20 protein-coding genes are annotated in these 21,924 nt (G+C 56.4%); 5 read left to right on the top strand and 15 right to left on the bottom strand.

Annotated elements, in window-relative coordinates; translation table 11 throughout:
- Nucleotides 1-6: 6 nt before the first annotated feature.
- From IB237_RS11485 to cysG, 3 genes are read right to left on the bottom strand one after another with little or no spacing between them, the layout of a single operon-like run.
- Nucleotides 7-1,677, bottom strand: a complete 1,671-nt coding sequence (locus tag IB237_RS11485; protein ID WP_192488742.1) for a nitrite/sulfite reductase — start codon at nt 1,675-1,677, stop codon at nt 7-9.
- Nucleotides 1,678-1,685: 8 nt separating this feature from the next.
- Nucleotides 1,686-2,000: a DUF2849 domain-containing protein gene (locus IB237_RS11480; RefSeq protein ID WP_192488741.1), complete on the bottom strand. Its 315-nt coding sequence runs from the start codon at nt 1,998-2,000 to the stop codon at nt 1,686-1,688.
- Nucleotides 1,993-3,465: a siroheme synthase CysG gene (gene cysG, locus IB237_RS11475; protein WP_192488740.1), complete on the bottom strand. Its 1,473-nt coding sequence runs from the start codon at nt 3,463-3,465 to the stop codon at nt 1,993-1,995. Before cysG ends, IB237_RS11480 begins: the two co-directional genes overlap by 8 nt.
- Before the next feature lie 229 nt (nt 3,466-3,694).
- Here cysG and IB237_RS11470 point away from each other — a divergent pair, with 229 nt between their 5' ends.
- Together IB237_RS11470 and mazG are read left to right on the top strand one after the other, a co-directional pair.
- On the top strand, nt 3,695-4,282 hold the full coding sequence (locus IB237_RS11470) for a nucleoside deaminase (RefSeq protein ID WP_192488739.1): 588 nt from the start codon (nt 3,695-3,697) through the stop codon (nt 4,280-4,282).
- 31 nt (nt 4,283-4,313) lie between these two features.
- Nucleotides 4,314-5,147, top strand: a complete 834-nt coding sequence (gene mazG, locus IB237_RS11465) for a nucleoside triphosphate pyrophosphohydrolase (RefSeq protein WP_192488738.1) — start codon at nt 4,314-4,316, stop codon at nt 5,145-5,147.
- 48 nt (nt 5,148-5,195) lie between these two features.
- On the opposite strand, the gene IB237_RS11460 is transcribed toward mazG, so the two are convergent.
- The 9 genes from IB237_RS11460 to dusB all read right to left on the bottom strand — a co-directional run bounded on the left by IB237_RS11460 (nt 5,196) and on the right by dusB (nt 17,394).
- Nucleotides 5,196-6,389, bottom strand: a complete 1,194-nt coding sequence (locus IB237_RS11460) for a GGDEF domain-containing protein (RefSeq protein ID WP_192488737.1) — start codon at nt 6,387-6,389, stop codon at nt 5,196-5,198.
- A gap of 299 nt (nt 6,390-6,688) precedes the next feature.
- Nucleotides 6,689-8,020 (bottom strand): GTPase HflX, encoded by a 1,332-nt coding sequence (gene hflX / locus IB237_RS11455; RefSeq protein ID WP_246787799.1) that lies wholly within the window; start codon nt 8,018-8,020, stop codon nt 6,689-6,691.
- 180 nt (nt 8,021-8,200) lie between these two features.
- Nucleotides 8,201-8,443: an RNA chaperone Hfq gene (gene hfq / locus IB237_RS11450; RefSeq protein ID WP_027673217.1), complete on the bottom strand. Its 243-nt coding sequence runs from the start codon at nt 8,441-8,443 to the stop codon at nt 8,201-8,203.
- A 198-nt stretch (nt 8,444-8,641) separates the two neighbouring features.
- Nucleotides 8,642-10,018, bottom strand: coding sequence for a Trk system potassium transporter TrkA (trkA, locus tag IB237_RS11445; protein WP_192488736.1), 1,377 nt, complete (start codon nt 10,016-10,018; stop codon nt 8,642-8,644).
- 52 nt (nt 10,019-10,070) lie between these two features.
- Complete coding sequence (locus IB237_RS11440; RefSeq protein WP_192488735.1) at nt 10,071-11,435, bottom strand: sigma-54 dependent transcriptional regulator; 1,365 nt, start codon at nt 11,433-11,435, stop codon at nt 10,071-10,073.
- Nucleotides 11,425-13,680, bottom strand: a complete 2,256-nt coding sequence (locus IB237_RS11435) for a PAS domain-containing sensor histidine kinase (protein WP_192488734.1) — start codon at nt 13,678-13,680, stop codon at nt 11,425-11,427. The genes IB237_RS11440 and IB237_RS11435 overlap by 11 nt, the downstream gene beginning before the upstream one ends.
- Before the next feature lie 134 nt (nt 13,681-13,814).
- Nucleotides 13,815-15,266 (bottom strand): nitrogen regulation protein NR(I), encoded by a 1,452-nt coding sequence (ntrC, locus tag IB237_RS11430; protein ID WP_192488733.1) that lies wholly within the window; start codon nt 15,264-15,266, stop codon nt 13,815-13,817.
- The gene (locus tag IB237_RS11425; RefSeq protein ID WP_192488732.1) at nt 15,263-16,411 is read right to left on the bottom strand and encodes a nitrogen regulation protein NR(II); all 1,149 of its coding nucleotides are present in this window, start codon (nt 16,409-16,411) and stop codon (nt 15,263-15,265) included. The genes ntrC and IB237_RS11425 overlap by 4 nt, the downstream gene beginning before the upstream one ends.
- The gene (gene dusB, locus IB237_RS11420) at nt 16,408-17,394 is read right to left on the bottom strand and encodes a tRNA dihydrouridine synthase DusB (RefSeq protein ID WP_312945989.1); all 987 of its coding nucleotides are present in this window, start codon (nt 17,392-17,394) and stop codon (nt 16,408-16,410) included. The genes IB237_RS11425 and dusB overlap by 4 nt, the downstream gene beginning before the upstream one ends.
- Nucleotides 17,395-17,710: 316 nt before the next feature.
- Between dusB and IB237_RS11415 the strand changes: the two genes are divergently transcribed.
- Together IB237_RS11415 and IB237_RS11410 are read left to right on the top strand one after the other, a co-directional pair.
- Nucleotides 17,711-18,901 (top strand): bifunctional 2-C-methyl-D-erythritol 4-phosphate cytidylyltransferase/2-C-methyl-D-erythritol 2,4-cyclodiphosphate synthase, encoded by a 1,191-nt coding sequence (locus IB237_RS11415; RefSeq protein ID WP_192488730.1) that lies wholly within the window; start codon nt 17,711-17,713, stop codon nt 18,899-18,901.
- Nucleotides 18,898-19,401, top strand: a complete 504-nt coding sequence (locus tag IB237_RS11410; protein WP_192488729.1) for a CinA family protein — start codon at nt 18,898-18,900, stop codon at nt 19,399-19,401. Before IB237_RS11415 ends, IB237_RS11410 begins: the two co-directional genes overlap by 4 nt.
- On the opposite strand, the gene IB237_RS11405 is transcribed toward IB237_RS11410, so the two are convergent.
- A complete protein-coding gene (locus IB237_RS11405) occupies nt 19,402-19,851 on the bottom strand; it encodes a type II toxin-antitoxin system RatA family toxin (RefSeq protein ID WP_192488728.1) in 450 nt (149 codons plus the stop codon).
- Nucleotides 19,852-19,860: 9 nt separating this feature from the next.
- Nucleotides 19,861-20,430, bottom strand: coding sequence for an AAA family ATPase (locus tag IB237_RS11400; RefSeq protein ID WP_371815304.1), 570 nt, complete (start codon nt 20,428-20,430; stop codon nt 19,861-19,863).
- Between the two features lie 192 nt (nt 20,431-20,622).
- On the opposite strand from IB237_RS11400, the gene IB237_RS11395 reads away from it, so the two are divergent.
- Nucleotides 20,623-20,805 carry a hypothetical protein gene (locus tag IB237_RS11395; protein ID WP_192488726.1) on the top strand — a complete coding sequence of 61 codons (183 nt, stop codon included), beginning with the start codon at nt 20,623-20,625 and terminating at the stop codon, nt 20,803-20,805.
- A gap of 113 nt (nt 20,806-20,918) precedes the next feature.
- Here the strand turns inward: IB237_RS11395 and lipA are convergent, their stop codons facing one another.
- Nucleotides 20,919-21,890: a lipoyl synthase gene (gene lipA, locus IB237_RS11390; protein ID WP_192488725.1), complete on the bottom strand. Its 972-nt coding sequence runs from the start codon at nt 21,888-21,890 to the stop codon at nt 20,919-20,921.
- Nucleotides 21,891-21,924: the final 34 nt, after the last annotated feature.

Here is a 21,924-nt window from a genome sequence, read left to right as displayed (position 1 = left end):
TCTTCCTTATGCCGCTTCTGCCGCAGAGCCATAGAGCGCATCCTTGAAAGGTTGCTGCCCGACACGACGGTAGGCTTCAAGGAAAGTCTCCTCTTTCGACAGACGCAGGCCAATATAGGTATCGACAATCGTCTCAATGGCGTCGGTGACCTTTTCAGGTTCGAAACCACGGCCGATGATTTCACCGATCGAGGTGTTTTCATCACCGGAACCACCCAGCGTGATCTGGTAAAGCTCCGCACCCTTCTTTTCCACGCCCAGCAGGCCGATGTGGCCGACATGGTGGTGACCGCAGGCATTGATGCAGCCGGAAATCTTGATTTTGAGCTCACCAATTTCCGCCTGACGCTCTGGCGAACCAAAACGCGTGGAGATTTCCTGCGACACGGGAATGGAACGCGCATTGGCAAGCGCGCAATAATCGAGCCCGGGACAGGCAATGATATCGGTGATCAGTCCGGCATTGGCGGTTGCCAGGCCCGCTTCGGCGAGAGCGCGGTAAACGGGCTCCAGGTCAGCCAGCGCCACATGCGGCAGAATGATATTCTGCTCATGGCTGATGCGGATTTCATCCAGCGCATATTCCTCGGCAATGTCTGCCACGATATCCATCTGTGCATCGGTCGCATCGCCCGGAATGCCGCCAATCGGCTTCAGGGAAATGGTCACCATGCCGTAGTCAGGGTGCTGGTGCGGCTGCACATTCTGGTCGACCCAACGAGCAAAGGCCGGATCAGCCTTTTTCCAGCGGGCAAGGCTTTCCCAGCCCTCTGCACGCGCCTGCAGGTCAGGGGCGGCAAAATAGGCGGTAATAGCCTGAACATCGGCTTCCGGCAGTTTCAACTCGCCATTGCGCAGGTGCGCAAATTCTTCGTCCACCTGACGGGCCAGCTCTTCCGTGCCGGTTTCATGGACCAGGATCTTGATGCGTGCCTTGTATTTATTGTCGCGGCGGCCGTGCAGGTTATACACGCGCATGATGGCAGTGATGTAGGACAGCAGGTCCTCTTCCGGCAGGAAGTCGCGCAGTTTCTTGGCAATCATCGGCGTTCTGCCCTGCCCGCCACCGACGTAAACGGCAAAGCCAATCTCGCCCTTGTCGTTTTTCTTCATGTGCAGACCAATGTCATGCACCTGAATGGCGGCGCGGTCGCGCTCGGCACCGGTCACGGCAATCTTGAACTTGCGCGGCAGGTAGGAAAACTCCGGGTGTACGGACGACCACTGGCGCAGGATTTCCGCGTATGGGCGTGGGTCGGCCACCTCATCGGCAGCAGCGCCGGCGAAATGGTCGGCAGTCACGTTGCGAATGCAGTTACCCGATGTTTGCAGCGCGTGCATTTCAACGCTGGCAAGCTCGTGCAGAATATCAGGCGTATCCGACAGTTTTGGCCAGTTATACTGGATGTTCTGGCGGGTGGTGAAATGGCCGTAACCACGGTCATATTTGCGGGCGATATGCGCCAGCATGCGCATCTGCCGCGCATTCAACGTACCATAGGGAATGGCAACACGCAGCATGTAGGCATGCAGCTGAAGGTAAACACCATTCATCAGTCGGAGGGGCTTGAACGCATCTTCAGCCAGTTCGCCAGAAAGGCGGCGCTCTACCTGATCACGAAACTGGTCCACACGGCTCTTTACGAAAGCGTGATCGAATTCGTCGTAGCGGTACATGTTATTCCTCAGACTGCAATAAAGGCGGAATCGGCAGGCGTGAAGCCCGCTGCGTAATGAATGGTCGGGCCAGCGGCACGAATGCGCTCTCTCAAACGCGTCGGCCAAAGACGGCCATCCTGTTCGGCGACATCAACCAGATTGACGTCAACCACACGGTTTGCGGAAAAGTCGCGTTTGCCAACCTCTTCCAGTGAAGCAACCGCTTCGGCGTGGCGGGCAACAAAGGCCGCCTGCAGGTCTTCCGTCCATGTGCCATTGGCATCAAGCCACACGGCAATGCCATCGCCCAGCCGGTTCGCAGTCAGAACCTTGTCAGCCATTTTCATACTCCTTCTTGCGATCCGCGACCCGGCCAGACAGGGCCAGAGCCTCGGATCTCTCAAAATTCGCGCCAGCAACCGCTTCCCCGATGATAACCATGACAGGACCTGTCAGTTCATCCCGGAATTCGAGGTCGGGCAAATCGTTCAACGTGCCGTGCAACAGGCGTTTATCGCTTCGGCTTGCATTTTCAATCACCGCCACGGTGGTTTCCGCAGCCAGCCCGGCATTCATCAGGCGGGTCGCCACGGAGGCCGCAACCGTGCGGCCCATGTAAACGGCAACCGTCGCACCTGACACGGCAAGACTTGCCCAGTCGGGCAGAATATCGCCGGTCAGATCATGGCCGGTGGTAAAGATCAGCGAAGAGGCAACGCCACGCAGTGTCAGCGGCAGTTCGAAATCGGCAGCAGCAGCAAAGGCAGAAGTAATACCTGGAACGATCTGGTAGGAAATACCGGCTTCACGAAGAGCCGCCATTTCTTCGGCCGCACGGCCATAGACCAGGGGATCGCCGGATTTCAGGCGCACGACACGTTTGCCCTCCAGCCCCAACTGCACCAGCAGCTTGTTGATCTCGTCCTGCGACTTGCTGTGGCAGCCCTTGCGCTTGCCAACCGACAGACGCTCGGCATCGCGCCTGCCCATATCGACAACGGCCTGCGGAACAAGCGCGTCGTAAACAATCACATCGGCTTCCATAAGCACGCGCTGGGCACGCAGCGTCAAGAGGTCTTCCGCACCTGGACCGGCACCCACCAGCCAGACATACCCCTTGTTGTTGCCAGCCGTATTCAGCAGCCTGTTGGCCTCGGAGCGCGCCGAAGCGCCATCATTGATGGCAACCGCGTCGGCAACAGCACCGGAAAAGAACTGACGCCAGAAGCTGCGACGCAAGGCACCCTTCGGCACCAGCTTTTCAGCCGCGTCACGATATTCGACGGCCAAACGCGCCAAAGCACCAAGCGATGGCGACAGCATCTGGTCAATGCGGGCACGGATCATTTGCGCCAGAACCGGGCCTGCACCTTCCGTGCCGATGGCAATGGCAACCGGCGCACGCGACACCAGTGCAGGTGTGAAGAAATCGCAATACTCAGGCTGGTCGACAGCATTGGCCGGAATGCGGGCTGCACGGGCGGCATCGACGATGGCGCGGTCCTGCGCACCGTCACCGGTGGCGGCAAAAACCAGCGATGCACCAGCAAGCACATCAGGGACAAAAGCCTGCGCCACATGCCGCACACCACGGCCTTCATGCTGATGCAGAAAACCGGCATAATCTGCTTCCGGATGATCGGCATAGGCTATGATACCGGCATTGGTGTTCAACAGCAGGCGGACCTTGGCAAAAGCCTCATCGCCATTGCCAAACACGGCAACGCACTTGCCCTCCACCTTGAAGAAGGCGGGAAAGGTCGAAAGCCGGTCACTGGCATATGGGGAGGCACTGTCCTGATACATGTCTCAAAGTATCGCTGATCCGGCCAAATACTTGAAGAAACAGAAATTCCGCCTAACCCACTAGCTGGATTTTTCTTTTCTGCGATTGGTGGCTTTTGAGGATAACTAACCAACCCTCCCTAAAACATCCGCCTAAAAAGCCCTAAATCCATCGAAAAACCGATGTTTTTGCTTCACATTTTTGGCAAAACGCGAATATGGTTGGGGACAAATTTCGAGGAATGAAACCGTGAAAACCACAACGCTTGCGTCCCGCCTTCTCGATGTTATCGAGCATGACATATTACCGCTGACGACAAAAGGTGTCGCGACCGGAAACAAGGTTTTTGGCGCCGCCATCCTGCGAAAATCCGACCTGTCGCTGGTGATTGCCGAGACCAATAACGAGCTTGAAAACCCGCTGTGGCACGGTGAGGTTCACACCTTGAAACGCTTCTACGAGATGGGTGAAAAGCTCAACACCAAGGACCTGATTTTCCTCTCTACCCACGAGCCCTGCACCATGTGTATGTCGGCCATCACCTGGGCGGGGTTTGATAATTTCTATTCGTTCTTCAGCCATGAGGATTCACGCGATGCCTTCGCCATTCCGCATGACCTGAAGATCCTGAAGGAGGTATTTGGCCTCGAACCCGGCGGATATCGCCGCAACAACGCCTTCTGGAATTCCTATTTCATTGCCGACCTTGTGGACAGCGAGGCCGAACCGGCACGCGCGCAGCTGAAAGCGCAGACAGATCGCATCAAGGCGATTTACAACAGCCTTTCCGACACCTACCAATCCTCCAAAACTGACAACGACATTCCCCTTAACTGACCCCGTAACGGACATAGCCGAAAGCAGCAGCATGGAAGCCTCGAAGGACATCTCCCGCCTCATCGAGATCATGGAGGCGTTACGTCAGCCGGAAACCGGTTGCCCGTGGGATATCGTGCAAACCTTTGAAACGATCAAACCTTACACGATCGAAGAAGCCTATGAGGTCGCAGACGCTATCGAACGCAAGGACACGGATGATCTTTGCGAAGAACTCGGTGACCTTCTGCTACAGGTGGTATTCCATTCCCGCATCGCCGAGGAAATGGGCGAGTTTTCCTTTGGTGACGTGGTTCATGCCGTCACCTCAAAAATGATCCGCCGGCACCCGCATGTCTTTGCCGTGTCCGACGCGGACACGCCTGAAACGGTAAAACTGCAATGGGATACCATCAAGGCTGGCGAAAAACGCGAGCGTGCGGAGCGCCGCGCCAAGCGTGGTATCACCGAGGATTTCAAGGCCGGTTTCCTGGGCAATGTTCACCGCAGCCAGCCGGCATTGACCGAGGCACTGAAACTGCAGGAACAGGCTGCACGGGTCGGTTTCGACTGGTCCAAGCCGGAACCGATCCTCGACAAGATCGAGGAGGAAGTGGCAGAACTGCGCGAGGCGCTGGCATCTGGCAAACCGGAAAAAGTGGCTGACGAACTCGGCGATCTGATTTTTGCACTGGTCAATATCGGACGCCATGTCAGCGCGGATCCTGAGACGGCACTGAGAGGAACGAACACAAAGTTCCGTCGCCGTTTCAACCACATAGAACAAAGCCTTGAATCAAATAATGAGCGCCTTGAAGACGCAGGCCTCGAACGCATGGAAGCGCTGTGGCAGGCGGCCAAGGCTATCGAGCGGCAACTGGACTGATTGCGTGTATCTACCGCTATGGCCCGGTGACGGGCCATAGGTGCCATATCAGGAGATTGCTGTGCGTATGGCGTCAGCCGATCCAGCCTCAACCGGCTCAAGGTCTTGCGAACGGAACACCGTCAGGCGGTTACGCCCGGCACCCTTGGCCGCATAAAGGGCGATATCGGCCTTTTTCAACAGCAGCTTGGCAAAGTTCACCTTTTCCTCGCACACAGCAATGCCCATGCTGAGAGTGGCCGATATTTTCTTGTCTTCAGTTGTGTGAATGATGGCGCTGACGCAGGTGCGTATCTTCTCGGCCAGGATGGCAGGATTGTCCTTGCCGGAAGCACGCAGGAAAATGACAAATTCCTCTCCGCCGAACCGGGCAATCACATCATTGGGGCGCAGCATGGCCGACAGTTCCTGCGCCACCCGCGCCAGTACCTCGTCGCCAGCCAAGTGGCCATGCGTGTCGTTGATCTTCTTGAAGTGATCAATATCGGCCATGACGATGGCATCACCCACCCGCAGCGTATCCGGCAGGCTTTCAAAAAACGAACGACGGTTGGAAATGCCGGTCAGCGCATCAATGTTGGCAAGGCGCAGCAAGTCTGCCTCGGCCCGTTCCTTGACCAACGCCATCACAAAAACCGCAATGGCAAAGTGGCAGACAATCGACAGGAAAAACGCGTTGGTCGGCGCAATGATTGCAACCGTTGGAAACTGATACCCGACAATGGCCATTATCCGCAGCATGGCGGAGGTTGCAAGCGCAAGGCTCAGCACCACGCGCACTGGCAATTTCTCCAGCATGCGGTCGCGGTACACGCAAAATGCGGCAATCAACAACAACATCGCGGCCAGTGCATTAAAAAGGCTCGCCCGCAATTCGGCGACCATATACCAAGCGGCACCAACCAGAAAACCTGTACCTATGATGGGAACCATCATGACCAGCCACTGCCGGTTGCTTTTGCGTTGGCTGCTGACGCGGCACACGCCCACGACGAAGACTGCATAACCAATCGCACCCGCCATAAACGCCACCACCGACCACAAGTAGATCTGCTCGGGCGTCTTGCGTCCAAAAATCACAAAGGTTGAAGCAAGGGCGCTGAGGAAAAAACCGATCGACAGAAGACCGAGACCAATATTGCCAGACGAGCGTGAGCGCACGTAAAGGAAACACAGCGCACCGACAAAAAACGACATCTGGTGCAGCAGCAGGACGGTTTGCGTATCAAGAGGTTCAGTCATTCAAAAACTCATCGGTACAGTATGCCTATTATCAGAAAGGCCCTCCCAAACCACAACCGATAAAACCTCGTTGCGCAAAAAAGTAAAAAAATAGAAAAAACAACCGGGGTTTGACAATATCAGCCACACACCCTGGAGGCGAAAATATACCCCGACAGCGGTTCTGATATATCAAAACTGAGCGCTAACTGTTTGTTTTAAGATAAAACTACTTGCATAGCGATCACGCCACCGGTCGCAGACACTTCATTAAGCCTGTTTGCAAGTTTATTCATGTGAATGTGTGTTGGAAGCGGTGATTACCGCTCCCAGTCCTCAGGCTCGCTTATCGCTATCTTGCCAAGCTTGCGTTCCAGCTGCGCGGTCTGCGCTTCCGACATGCGCACATCAAGCGCGACGGAACCATCTTCACGGTCCTCACGCTCATCGACAATTGCATTGTCATAAACCCACGACAGCAGATGAAGCTTGTCGACCGGCAGGACAACCGTCGTTTCGGTCAACACGCCGGACAGACGCACCGAAATCTCGTCCATCAGGGCATCAACACCCTCACCCGTCACAGCCGATACGGCCTTGATGTTGTCACGCCCTTGCACGCGCTGCATGATGGCGTCATGGGCCTCGGTTTCCAGCCTGTCGACCTTGTTCCACACCTCGACAACGCGTTCGGACATTTCCTTCTCATCGATCCCGAGATCGGCGAGAATACGCAGCACGTCAGCCGACTGCGCGGCATTGTCGGGGTCCGACATGTCACGCACATGCAGAATGAGATCGGCTTCCAGCACCTCTTCCAACGTCGCGCGGAACGCCGCGACAAGGTGGGTTGGCAGGTCGGAAATGAACCCCACGGTATCGGAGAGAATGACGGTGCGGCCATGCGGCAGCTTCATGCGACGCAGCGTCGGGTCAAGCGTGGCAAACAGCATGTCCTCGGCCAGCACGCCAGCACCGGTAATGCGGTTGAACAGCGTTGACTTGCCAGCATTGGTATAGCCCACTAGCGCGACGATCGGATGCGGCACCTTGCGGCGTTTTGAACGGTGCAGCTGGCGCGTGCGAACAACCTGTTCCAGTTCACGTTCCAGCTTGACGATACGATCCTGCAACAGACGACGGTCGGCTTCGATCTGAGTTTCACCTGGACCACCCATGAAACCGGCACCACCGCGCTGACGCTCCAAGTGGGTCCAGCTGCGGACCAGACGGCCCTTCTGGTAGTTCAGGTGGGCAAGATCAACCTGCAGCGTGCCTTCCTTGGTGGATGCACGACGTCCAAAGATTTCCAGAATGAGGCCGGTACGGTCAATGACCTTGGCATTCCAGTGTTTTTCAAGATTGCGCTGTTGCACCGGTGTCAGAGGATGGTCGACGATAACCAGGCCGGCATCATGCTCATTCAGCAGGTGGTTGATTTCTTCGATCTTGCCAGTGCCAAACAGAGTGGCCGGGCGCGGCTGGTTCACGGAGACGACCAGACCGGCAACAACTTCAAGATCAATGGCGAGCGCCAGACCCTTTGCCTCTTCCAGCTTTGCATCACTGGAGCGCACTGGAGCGACAATTATCGAAGGGTCTTTTGACTCACGTCCCTGCTTGAGAACCGGCACCAGCACCACCGCGCGCATATCGTCCCGATGCTTTTCCAATTCGGGAATAATGGATTCACTTGATGTGTCGCGTGTCGAAATGGTCTTATATCCTGTCTAGAAAACGCCTAAAGGGCAAACGGGAAACACGCCTAAACGTTCCCTTGCCCTTTTGGATCGCTATGTTTTTAACGCTCTAACCGCGAGGTCAGCCTATATTTAGGCAGCACCCTCTTCGGTTTCAAACATCTGCATCGGCTGACCGGGCATGATGGTCGAAATCGCGTGCTTGTAAACAAGCTGCGAATGGCCATCACGACGAAGAAGAACGCAGAAATTGTCAAACGACGTGACAACACCCGTCAGCTTCACACCATTGATAAGGAAAATCGTCAGCGAAATCTTTTGTTTGCGAACGGTATTAAGGAAGAGATCTTGCAAATTCTGAGAACGTTCCGCCATGGCGCCGCTTCTTTCTTTCTTGCCGGTAAAAACACCGGAAAATAATCAATCAATAACCGCTGGTTGAGTAGGTTCAACCCCTCATAACCCTCGTCCGCGACTCTGGTACCAAATCGCGCAATTTTGCGCAATGTCGAAAGCGTACGGAATGGTTCGCCAGCAACATATGATGCACCGATTCAGCAAAGAAAAACCAGCCTAAAAATACTGTATCGACACCCGGAACAATTGTTCCACATCACGCACCGCATCTGCGGCGGCAAATAGCACAACCCGGTCCCGGGCCTTGATTTTCATCGAGCCATCTGGACGCAGCACCTTGCCTTCACGGTAGATGGCGCCAATACGGATGCCATCAGGCAAATCGAGGTCACGCAGCATGCGCCCGACCAATGGTGAGGTCTCCAGTGCTTCGGCCTCAATGACCTCGCCAGAGCCCTTCTGCACCGAATAGACCGAGCGAATGCGCCCCTTGCGCACATGCTGCAACACACGCGAAATGGTCACGGCACGCGGATTGATGAAGGCATCAATGCCAAGTGATTTCGTCACATCATGGAAAGACGTGCTGTTGAGCAACACGAGGTTTGACTTGCAGCCAAGCTGCTTTGCCATGACCGCACCAAGAATATTCGTCTGGTCATTGTTGGTCAGGGTTACGATCAGGTCCGCATCCTGAATATCTGCCTGCAGCAATATCTTCTGGTCGACCACAGAACCATTGAGAACAATAGTCTTGGACAACAGGTCGGACGCAGTGACTGCTTTCTCACGATCAAATTCGATGATCTTGACCCTGGTATTGGGCTGCAATTCCTCGATCTTGCTGGCCACGTAATGGCCGATATTGCCGGCACCGGCAATGATGATGCGCCGCGCTTCCTGCTCGTCATGGCCGAACAGGCCAAGCGTGCGGCGGGCATGCTGGCGCTGACAGATCACATAGGCCAAGTCACCGGTGCGCAACTGATCGGACGAGCGTGGCACGATCAGCAGGCCGTTACGATAGATACCAGTCACAGTGGCAATCAGATCCGGAAACAGGCTGCTCAGCTGGTGCAGCGGCGTGTTGATGACAGGGCAGTCTTCCATGCACTCGATTGCCAGCATGGAGATATTGTCGTCGGCAAAACGCACAACGTCATTGGCGCCGGGAAAGGCGATGCGCCGCAACACCATTTTACCGACCTCAACCTCCGGCGAAATCGTCACGTCGATCGACATGTTTTCGCGGCTGAACAGGTCGGCATATTCCGGCTGCAGATAGCTCTGGTCACGGATACGGGCAATCTTGGTCGGCACGCTGAACAGTGCATGCGCGACCTCACAGGCAACGATGTTGATTTCGTCGTGCAGCGTCACGGCGATGATCATGTCGGCCTGATCGGCACCGGCCTTGGCCAGCATGTCAGGATGCGCGCCATGCCCGACATAACCACGCACGTCGAGCGTCTCGGTGATGGCAGTAATCAGTGCGGCGGATGTATCAATGACGGAGACTTCATTGTCTTCCCGCGACAGCTGCTCGGCAATGCCGTAGCCCACCTGCCCCGCACCACAAATGATGACCTTCATGATACCTCTTCACCCGCCGAATCGACACGCAGATTGCGTGCCTTCCCGATGCTTATACGCCGAGTGATTTCAATTTGCGATGCAGTGCGGAACGCTCCATTCCGACAAATTCCGCCGTGCGGGAAATATTGCCACCGAACCGGTTGATCTGCGCCACCAGATAATCCCGCTCGAACATTTCACGCGCTTCACGCAGCGGCAGGGTCATGATGTGCTGATCACCCTGCGCGGAAATCTTCGGCAGCATGTCGCCAATATCGGACGGCAGCATGTCGGCAGTAATCGTCGGATCACCACCTTCAGGACGCGCCAGGATCATCAACCGCTCGATATTGTTGCGCAGCTGGCGAATATTGCCCGGCCAGTCATGGCTCTGCAGCACCGCCATGGCGTCATCGCCAATCTTGCGTGAGCGAATACCGGCCTGCTCGGAAATCTGGCGAATAAACATGTCGACCAGATAAGGAATATCCTCACGGCGTTCCGACAAGGCAGGTACCTTGACCGGCACCACCGCCAGTCGGTGATAGAGATCTTCGCGGAAACGGCCCTCGGCAATCAGGCTTTCAAGATTATAGGCTGTGGACGAGATGATGCGGATATCCACCTTCACCCGCTTGCCGCCACCCACACGTTCAAACTGCTGATCGATCAGCACGCGCAGGATCTTGTTCTGCGTTTCGCGTGGCATTTCCCCGACCTCATCAAGGTAGAGAATGCCGCGATGCGCCTCTTCCATCGCACCGATCTTGCGCGGCTGTCCCGGCTGACCTTCGGTACCGAACAGCGCAATTTCCATGCGGTCCGGCGTAATCGTCGCGGCATTCAGCGCCACAAACGGACCGGAAGCACGGCTGGACTTCTTGTGGATCATGCGCGCCACAAGTTCCTTACCCGAACCGGAGGGGCCAAGGATCATGATACGGCTGTTGGTCGGGGCTGTGCGATCAATGGTTTGGCGCAGTTGCGATACGGCAAGCGACGCACCGATCAGTTCCGCCGCGTCACCGGTGCGCTTTTTCAGTTCCTGCACTTCACGCTTCAGCTTGGAGTTTTCCAGCGCACGTTCAGCAATCAGAATAAGGCGGTCGGTCTTGAACGGTTTTTCAATGAAGTCAAACGCACCGCGCTTGATGGCGTTGACGGCCGTTTCGATATTACCGTGACCGGAAATCATCACCACGGGCAGGTCCGGATGGCGGCTCTTGATCTCATCCAGCAATGCCAGACCGTCAAGACGGCTGCCCTGCATCCAGATATCCAGAAACACCAACCGCGGCACGCGTTCCGAAATCGCCGCAAGCGCGCTGTCGGCGTCATGCGCCATACGTGTTTCATGCCCTTCATCGGACAGAATACCCGCAACAATCTCACGAATGTCAGCTTCGTCATCCACGACCAGAATATCAGACGCCATAGGCCACTTCCTTGTCACTTGCTGCTTCGGTCGCATCAAGATGCGGCAGAATCACTCTAATCATGGCTCCATGGCCATGGTCGAAATCGGCGGGTGCATCATGCAGTTCGATCTGCCCGCCATGCTCTTCAATAATCTTTTTGACGATTGCCAGACCAAGGCCGGTGCCCTTGTCCCGCATCGTCATATAGGGCTCCAGAATGCGGTGCCGATTTTCAGCCGGCAGGCCACGGCCATTGTCGATGACGTCCACCACGAAGTGATCCGTATCGAACTGGCTGCGCACCAGAACACGGCCTTCACGACGCTCGCCGCCATCCACGTCAACGGCGTCGATCGCCTCGACAGCGTTCTTGATCAGATTGCCAAAAGCCTGCCCCAGCATACGTGCATCAAACAACCCGTTCTGGGCATCTTCACCCAGTTCGGTGCTGATCTTTACGTGGCTTGCGCCAATTTCCCGCAGGAATGCCGCGTCTTTCAGAATGTCACGCAGATCGGACTTTTCCTTGGTCGGCTTCGGCATGCGCGCAAAGGCCGAAAACTCGTCGACCATACGGCCGATATCGCCCACCTGGCGCACGATCGTATCGGTACACTGGTCAAACACCTGCCGATCCTCATCGGCAATCTGCTTGCCGAAGCGGCGCTTGATGCGCTCGGCAGACAGTTGGATCGGTGTCAGCGGGTTTTTGATTTCATGGGCAATACGGCGCGCCACATCCGACCAAGCGGTAGAGCGCTGCGCAATCACCAGATCGGTAATGTCATCAAGCGTAATGACATAGGCGTCACGGGCCGCTTCGCGCGTTACCTTTACGTTGAGTGCCCGTTCCTTGCCACGCCGCATGATGTTGATCTGCTTGTGGAACTCACCACGCGACCAGACGGCAGCCTCAGTCACCACCTGATCGATCTCAGGCGCTGCATCACCCAACTTCACGCCCATCAGCTTGTCGGATGGCATGGCTAGGAAATCCTCGGCCGAAGGATTGGCAATGGTGATCTGCCGGTCTTCATCCACACCGATAACCGCCGCTGTCACACCTGACAGCACGGCCTCGATAAAGCGCCGGCGCGCATCGATATCGTCCTTGGCTTCGAGAATTTCGCGCTGCTGGGTGCGAATTTCCGAAATCATCTTGTTGAAGGTGCGCGACAACCTGCCAACGTCACCGTCAACGGCGCGCACTGGCACCAGCACATTCATGTTGCCGGTTGCCACACTGTCGGCCGCACCAATCAACAGGCGGATCGGCCGCACGATACGGTCGGCAACCGCAATGGCGGTCCAGATGGCGGCCAGCAGCACGATCAGCGCAAAACCGAGATAAAGAATGGCAAAGGCCACCTGCAACGAGGCGCGGCCCGCCTCCATGGCTTTGTATTCATCGCGGTTTTCATCCATCAACCGCATGGCGACCATGACCTTCGGGTCAACCGCACGCACAGTATAAAGGAACGTGCCACCGATGCTGTCGAGCTTGATGATGGCGCCAACCAGGTTGGTAATGCCAGGCGGAATAAGCGTCGGCTGACCGGCAGCGGCCTTTTCCAGCGCATCCTGCGGAATGGCCGGCAGCGGCTTTTCCGTTTCGATATTGGCCTGCACGATCGCATCACCATCTTCACGCACCAAAAATGCGCCAAGCAGGCCACGGCCCTTGGCCTGCCGTGTCAGCAGGTCCACAAAACCGGTACGGTCGAGATAAAACAGTGCGCGGTTGCGCTCCAGGTCATTGGCCATGGAAAGCGTCTGCCCCTGAACATAGGAGGCATTTTCCATCATATAGGCCTGAGCCACATTGCTGGAAGATTCCACGATCGACTGGGTTCTGATCGAGAACCAGCGATCAAGGCCGGCATTGAGCGTGATACTGGCGAAAATCGCCACCAGAACCGCCGGTGTAATCGCCACAATCGAAAACAGCACAACGATGCGAATATGAAGGCGCGCAGCAGCACGTCCTACCCGGCGGGCTTTCAGCAGACGGCTGACTTCACGGCCGATCAGATACATCAGGCCAAGCACGAACAACCCGTTGATGACACCAAGGCCGATCACAACGTTGGATGTTGGCGAAATGGGGGTCAGGCCAACGAGAATAAACAGGGAGAAGATGGCGCACGAAAGCGCAGCGCCAGCCAGCAAAAGACCGGGCAAAGCAAAGGATATGCGCCGGTCTTTCACACTTGCATCGCTCACGTCACTGTCCGCAGCGTAGTCGGCGGCAGGTGCTCGCATTCAATTCTCCTGATTGCAGCCACGTGTCCAATGGCAGCCTGAAAGCGGAATCACTCTTATGAAATTGTCCCGCGTGTTTTTCAAGCAACACAATGTGGCGAAAATGCAACGAGAATTTCGCGTCTGTCAATATCTCAGGTCGTACGCGAGCTACGATACACCGAGACACCTAGCTCACGGATTTTCTTGCGCAACGTGTTGCGGTTAAGACCGAGAAGATCGGCCGCCTTGATCTGGTTGCCCCGCGTGGCCGTTAAAGCCGCGAGAATAAGCGGATATTCCATCTCGCGCAGGACGCGGTCATAGAGGCCAGCAGGCGGCAAATCGTCGCCAAAACCGGAGAAATACTCGCGCATATTTTCTTCCACGGCCTGCGAGATTGTTAGCGTACCGGTGCGGACATTCATCTTGTCCATCGGACGTTCAGGCACATCGGAATTCAATTCCGAATCGATGATCTCCTTGGTGATCACTTCCTGCGGATAAAGAGCCATCAAACGACGAATAAGGTTTTCCAGCTCGCGCACGTTGCCAGGCCAGGCATAAGCCTTCATCAGTTCCAGCGCATCCGTTTCGAATCGCTTGCCCTCAAGCCCTTCCTTTTCTCCCTGCTGGATGAAGTGGCGAACCAGATCGGCAATGTCTTCTGCACGGTCACGCAGCGGCGGCAGGCGCAGAGGCACCACGTTGAGGCGGTAATAAAGGTCTTCGCGGAACAGACCCTGATTGATGGACTGTTTCAGATCCTTGTTGGTGGCCGCAACAATGCGGACATCAGTGCGGATCGGTGTACGTCCGCCAACGGTGGTGTATTCGCCCTGCTGCAGCACGCGCAAGAGTCGGGTCTGTGCATCCATCGGCATATCGCCAATTTCATCGAGGAACAGCGTGCCGCCTTCGGCCTGTTCAAAACGGCCGGTGGAGCGGTTCTGCGCGCCCGTAAAGGCACCTTTTTCATGGCCGAACAGTTCGGACTCAATCAGGTCACGCGGAATGGCCGCCATGTTGATGGCCACGAAGGGACCGTTGCGACGCTTGCCATAATCATGCAGCGCCCGTGCCACCAGTTCCTTGCCGGTACCGGATTCACCGGTGATCATCAGCGTCAGGTCGGTCTGCATCAGGCGCGCCAGCACGCGGTAGATTTCCTGCATGGCAGCAGAGCGGCCAACCAGCGGCATGCCATCCTGCATGTCATCGTCCAGCTTGGCAGGCTTGCGCTTCGGCTCAGCCAGTGCTCGGCCAATGATGGCAATCAGCTCTGTCAGGTCGAACGGCTTTGGCAGGTAATCGTAAGCACCCTTTTCCGACGCCTTGATGGCCGTCATGAAGGTATTCTGCGCGCTCATGACCAGCACGGGCAGTTCCGGACGAGCCTTCTTGATGCGTGGCAGCAGGTCAAATGCGTTTTCGTCAGGCATTATCACGTCAGTGATAACCAGGTCCCCCTCACCTGCAGAAATCCAGCGCCACAATGTGGCGGCATTGGAAGTAATACGCACGTCATAACCGGCTCGGCTGAGAGCCTGATTAAGCACAGTGCGGATGGCCGCGTCATCGTCGGCCACAAGGATCGTCGCTGTCATGGGGTATTTCCTGTCGGGTTCGGAATTGTACGCTCTTCCTGCGCTATTTCCGGTGAAACGGGCATGAGAACACGGAATGTCGTGCGATGGTTCTGGCTGTCGCATTCGATAATGCCGCCATGGGCACCAATCAGCTTGGCCACCAGCGCCAGACCGAGGCCGGAGCCATTGGTCTTGGTGGTAATGAACGGGTCAAAAAGATACGGCAAAAGGTCCGACGGAACGCCGGGACCATTATCCACCACACAGAACTCAAGCGGCAGCGAAATGCGCTCACGCGTTCCGGCAACCGAAAGCCGGATGCCCGGACGGTAAGCGGTGGTCAGAACGATTTCACCATCCTGCTGGTTGCCAATCGCCTCTGAGGCGTTCTTGACCAGATTGAGGAAAATCTGCACGAGCTGGTCGCGGTTTGCATAAACCGGCGGCAAGGACGGATCGTAATTTTCGCTGATCTTGATGTTGCGGGCAAAGCCAGCCTTGGCGACCGCCTTCACGTGATCCAGCACCGAGTGGATATTGACGGGAACGCGGTCCACGGGACGCTCGTCGGAAAACACTTCCATACGGTCAACCAGCGACACGATACGGTCGGTCTCGTCACAGATCAGCCGTGTCAGCGCACGGTCATCATCGGCAACCGATGTCTCGAGAAGCTGTGCTGCACCACGAATGCCCGAAAGCGGGTTCTTGATTTCATGGGCCAGCATCGAGGCAAGGCCAGACACCGAACGGGCAGCGGCGCGATGGGTCAGCTGACGGTCGATCTTGTCGGCCATCGAACGTTCCTGAAACACCACAACCACAGAGCCGGGTTCGCTGACAACCGGTGCCACGTAAAGGTCGACCAGCTTCTCCTGACCAAGCCGCGGCGAGCTCAGGTCCACACGGTATTCATTGACCGGTGCGCGACGTTCGCGCACCTGCTCGATCAGCGCCAGCAGCGGGCTCCCGAACGGAATGAAGGTCGAGATGCGGTAACGTGCCAGATGGGCGGCACTGGCGCCAAAAAACGCTTCCGCTTCCCAGTTGGCAAAGGCGATAAAACCTTCGGCATCAACCAGAACCACCGGATTTTGCACCGCGTTGAGAACAGCCATGGCAAGCGCATTGCTGGCTGCCGGATCATGTGTCGGAACAGTCATGCGGCCTTCCTTGCAGCAAACAATGCTGCGCCTTCTTCCAGAGCAGCACGCACCATCTGCGTGACCTGCGCTGCATTTTTCGATGTCATGATCGTTGCCTTGTCCTGTCCCGCCATGTGCGGCGCGAACCTTTCCAGATACCAGCCAAGGTGTTTGCGCGCGTGGCGCAAGCCTGCCTCAAGCCCATAAAACTCAAGCATCATTTCATAATGTTCAACGGCGAGTGCTGCGATATCCTGTCGCGCAGGGCCGTCATGTCCGGCAAGCACGGCTGGCAGCCAGGGCTGGCCCTGCGCGCCACGTCCCGCCATCACCGCATCGGCACCGGAGCGGCGCAAAATTTCCTTGGCATCTTCCACGGTCTCAACATCGCCATTGGCAATCAACGGTACGGAAATGGCATCACGAACGGCGCGAATGGCATCCCAGTCGGCTCGTCCCTCGTAAAACTGCATGCGGGTGCGGCCATGAATGGTAATCAGCTGTACGCCTGCATCCTGCGCACGCCTTGCAATCTCCGGCGCATTGAGGGAATTTTCATCCCAGCCAAGACGCATCTTCAATGTCACGGGAACCTTGACGGCATTGACTGTCGCCTCGATCAGCGTCAGCGCATGGTCAGGGTCACGCATCAGCGCCGAGCCGGAATAACCGCCCGTCACCTTCTTGGCTGGACAGCCCATATTGATGTCGACAATATCCGCGCCATTGGCTTCAACGATCTTGGCAGCCTCGGCCATCCAGTGCGCTTCACGTCCGGCCAGCTGCACCATGTGCGGCGTCATGCCTGCGTTTCTCAGCCGCGCCCAGGATTCACCACGGTTGGCCACCAGCTCGCGGCTTGCCACCATTTCCGTTACCACCAGCCCGGCGCCAAAACGCCAGGCGATCTGCCGGAACGGCAGATCAGTTACCCCCGACATAGGCGCAAGGACAGCCCGGTTACGAACGGTTACGGAGCCGATATTAAAAGGCGCTGACAACTCCGGGATGGGCAATTGATGATCTTTCGTGCAGAATTATGCTTTGCATTATTTTTAGACATATATTGCGCAGTTGCCAAGCACTTTCACACGGCAATGTGCTGCTTTTATAAAGATCAGGGATTGCAGAGGCGTGATGACGACGCGCGTGATCTTAAAAACCGGGCAAATGATCGATTTACTCTCAAGCCTGTGACCAAGCAACGCCAAGGCTGCAAAAGCCTTTTGTTGTTTGAGACTCTGGACCGCTCAAGTCAACTCCTTTACGAGCAGACAGCATCTTGGATCAATTGATGAGAGAAGTGAGACAGACAGCATGAAAACCGGCGTCATTATTGTTGCCGCTGGCCGTGGCGAACGGGCAGGCTCCCCGCAGGATGGACCGAAACAATACCGGTTGATTGGAGGAAAGCCCGTCATTGAGCACACGCTTGAGGTTTTCCTGGCCTGGGCAAAATCTCCAGTCATCACCGTCGTCATTCATCCAGACGACAAGGACCTGATTGCCCCCGTGCTGCAACGCCTCGATGCAGGCGACCGCATTCGCACCGTGCTTGGTGGCGCAACCCGCCAGCAATCCGTCCTCGCCGGCCTGAAGGCCATGGCACCGGATGACCTTAGCCACGTCATGATCCATGACGCCGTGCGGCCCTTCATCGATCACGATCTTCTCGACCGCGTGGCCAACACGTTGTCGCAAGGTGCCCAAAGCGCCCTGCCCGTGCTAGCCGTGACAGATACGCTGAAGCGTGGCTCGGCAGCCGGTTACAGCGAAGAGACCGTGCCGCGCGCTGGCCTTTACGCCGCCCAGACACCACAGGCTTTTGCCTATCAGGCAATTACACAAGCCCACGAACAGGCCGCTCTTTCCGGACGGGATGACTTTACCGACGATGCCTCGATTGCCGAATGGGCGGGGCTGCCGGTCAAGCTCGTCGAAGGGCTGGTCGATAATGTAAAACTGACTTTGAAACGGGATATCACCATGGCCGATGAAAAACTCACCCAGGCACTGCCGGATGTACGCACAGGTAACGGGTATGATGTTCATCAGCTTGAGCCAGGTGATGGCGTGACCCTGTGCGGTGTGTTCATTCCCCACGACCAGAAACTCACGGGACACTCGGATGCTGACGTTGCCCTGCACGCGCTGACGGATGCCCTGCTGGCCACCTGCGGCGCCGGTGACATTGGCGACCACTTCCCGCCATCCGATCCTCAGTGGAAGGGTGCCGCATCGCGCATCTTTCTGGAACATGCTGCAAACGTCGTGCGCGGCAATGGCGGCACCATCATGAATGCCGATGTGTCGCTGATTGCCGAAGAGCCAAAGATCGGCCCGCACCGTCAGGCCATGCGCGAAATGTTGTCGGAAATTCTCGGCATCACACTCGACCGTTGCTCGGTCAAAGCCACCACCAATGAAAAGATCGGCTTTGTCGGCCGCAAGGAAGGCATTGCCGCCATTGCCACTGCGACCGTGGTCTATCAAGGCCGCCAGGCATGAGCATCTTCCCGGACGATATCGCAGCACTGGCGCAAAAGATGATCTCGCACGGCACGGCCCGTGGCGAGATGGTCTCGACAGCGGAAAGCTGCACCGGCGGTCTGATTGCCGGCGCACTGACCGAAATCGCCGGCTCATCCGCTGTGGTCGACCGGGGATTTGTCACCTACACCAACGAGGCCAAGGCCGACATGCTGGGCGTACAAGACAAAACGCTTGAAACATTCGGCGCGGTGTCGAAAGAGACCGCATTGCAGATGGTCCAGGGTGCGCTGCTGCGCTCAAGGGCAAGCCACGCCGTGGCGGTCACCGGCATTGCCGGTCCGGGCGGTGGTTCTGACACCAAGCCGGTTGGCCTTGTGCATCTGGCGGCGATGAGCCGCAACGGCGCGATCCTACACCGCGAAATGCGCTACGGCGACATTGGCCGTGATCAAGTGCGTCTCGCCACCGTCAAAACGGCACTGGAAATGCTGCTGGACGTGTCTGGAGCAAAATAATCAGGTGCCGTAAATCTTGTCGGCCCGCGCCTCGAAGGCTTCGGCAAACATCCGGAAGGCCCGGTCAAACATCGTGCCCATGACGGCACTCAAGATGCGGCTTTTGAATTCGTAATCGATGAAGAAGTGAACCGAACAACCACCATCGTCCATGGGCTCAAAGCGCCAGCGATTGTCGAGATATCTAAACGGGCCATCGAGATATTTCACATCGATGGCCAGATCATTGCCATTCAGCAGAACCTGTGTGGTGAAGGTTTCGCGGATCGCCTTGTAACCAACCGTCATATCCGCAATCAGCAGCGCCTTGCCGTCCCGTTCCTTGCGGGAACGCACGGACAGGCCTTCGCACAGAGGCAGGAATTCAGGATATCGCTCAACGTCGGCAACCAAAGCATACATGCGTTCTGGGGAATGCTTGACGGGGCGACTGGTTTCAAACTGCGGCATAGTCCGCAGTTAATCTGCGAGCATCAGAATATCAAGAAGCCTTTGCATGTCGCGGCGTGATTTCACCTGAAAGATCGGCACATCGGCGCCATATCGCTCAAAATTGCGCAAGAAAGCCGGCGCGTATTTCTTCTCGAAGTTCCAGATATATTCCAGAAACTCCCGGTCCGGCAAAGGTTCCGGGCAGCCATCCGCCATAGCAGGCCGGACTGTGCCATAATAACGTGCCACGCGGCGGGCAACGCCGGTCAGGCATACAAAGCGCGACATGCGCACCCAGATGACGATGTCGGTGCGTGGCAAACGAATGTCAAAGGTTGATGGATTGCTGCCATCCATCACCCAGCGATCCCGCGCAATCAGCTCTTCGAGCAATGCGTGCTGCTCAACCCTGTCCCGCTGCTGCCAACCGGGTAACCACCTGATGTCACGATCGATCGACTGATATTCCAGCCCGAATTTTGCAGCCAGCTTGAGAGAAAGCGTTGTTTTTCCGCCACCTGAGCAGCCAACCACCATGATGCGGGATGCCTGTCGAATGAGACTTGCCGCTTTTTGCGCTTCATCAATTTTCTGCATCATACCCCTCACCTCAATGCAGCTTCCCGAAATTGACTATTGCAACCATGCCTACAGGATTGCTATTGATTTGCCACAATGAGTACATCTTTTGGGTGCAAACGAGGCAAGCCTCCCAACTTGTTTCTGTATCGGACATCCGAAGAATACTTGCCTTAACAACAATTCAGGTTTGACCTGCCGAGTGAGCCGATGGACGATTTTTCAAATATCATCAACCTTCTTGAATCCGCAAAGCAACTGGCATCGATGAATGGCATGCCTGTTTTGGCCTATCTTATCGATGTTGCCAAATGTGAAGCGCGCGAGAACAAGCCGACACTTCGCAAGCGCAAGCGTGGCGAGTCTACCGCGAAAGAAGAAACCACAGCATGACGCAACAGGCTGCCGCCTGTGATGTGGCAGCCAACTGACAAGCAGAAATGCGACCCATAAAAAAAGCGCCCTTGAGGCGCTTTTTTATTGTCCTGATCAGGCCGTTGTCCCGATTATTCGGCAGCAATGAGAAGCTTCTTCTCACGTGCGGCGCGCAGACGTGCAAAGTCATCACCGGCATGGTGCGAAGAACGGGTCAGCGGGCTGGACGACACCATCAGGAACCCCTTGGTGTACGCCACAGTCTCGTAAGACTTGAACTCTTCCGGTGTGACAAACTTCTCGACCTTGTGGTGCTTGCGGGTCGGCTGCAGATACTGGCCAATGGTGATGAAATCCACATCGGCAGAACGCAGGTCGTCCATGAGCTGCAGCACTTCGTTACGCTCTTCGCCAAGGCCAACCATGATGCCGGACTTGGTGAACATGGTCGGATCCAGTTCCTTCACCCGCTGCAACAAACGTACCGAATGGAAGTAACGCGCACCCGGACGAACCGTCAGGTAATTGCCCGGTACGGTTTCCATATTGTGGTTGAACACGTCAGGCTTGGCCGCAACAACACGCTCCAGCGCGCCTGGCTTCTTCAGGAAGTCTGGTGTCAGGATTTCGATGGTTGTGCCAGGCGATGCCGCACGAATGGCCCAGATCACCTTTTCAAAGTGTTCAGCGCCACCATCAGCCAGATCGTCACGGTCCACAGAGGTGATAACGACGTGAGACAGACCCATCTGCTTGACGGCCTTGCCGATGTTCTCCGGCTCATTCTGATCAAGCGCATTCGGCTTGCCGGTTGACACGTTACAGAAAGCACAGGCACGGGTACAGATTTCACCCATGATCATGAATGTCGCGTGTTTCTTGCTCCAGCACTCGCCAATGTTGGGACAGCCTGCTTCTTCGCACACGGTCACCAGCTTGTGGGAACGAACCAGTTCGCGGGTTTCCTGATACCCTTTCGAGGTCGGCGCCTTGACGCGAATCCACTCAGGTTTGCGCGCAACCTCGGTATCGGGCTTGTGAGCCTTTTCCGGGTGGCGAACACGCTTTTCTTCCTGCGAAGTCCTGTCGAGAATGGTGACCATGAAAACCTGCTTTCACCGAGTTTTACGGCTCATT

The sequence above is a fragment of the Agrobacterium sp. AGB01 genome (assembly GCF_014851585.1).
Taxonomy (GTDB): domain Bacteria; phylum Pseudomonadota; class Alphaproteobacteria; order Rhizobiales; family Rhizobiaceae; genus Agrobacterium.
This window is presented reverse-complemented; position numbering and strand designations above follow the sequence as displayed.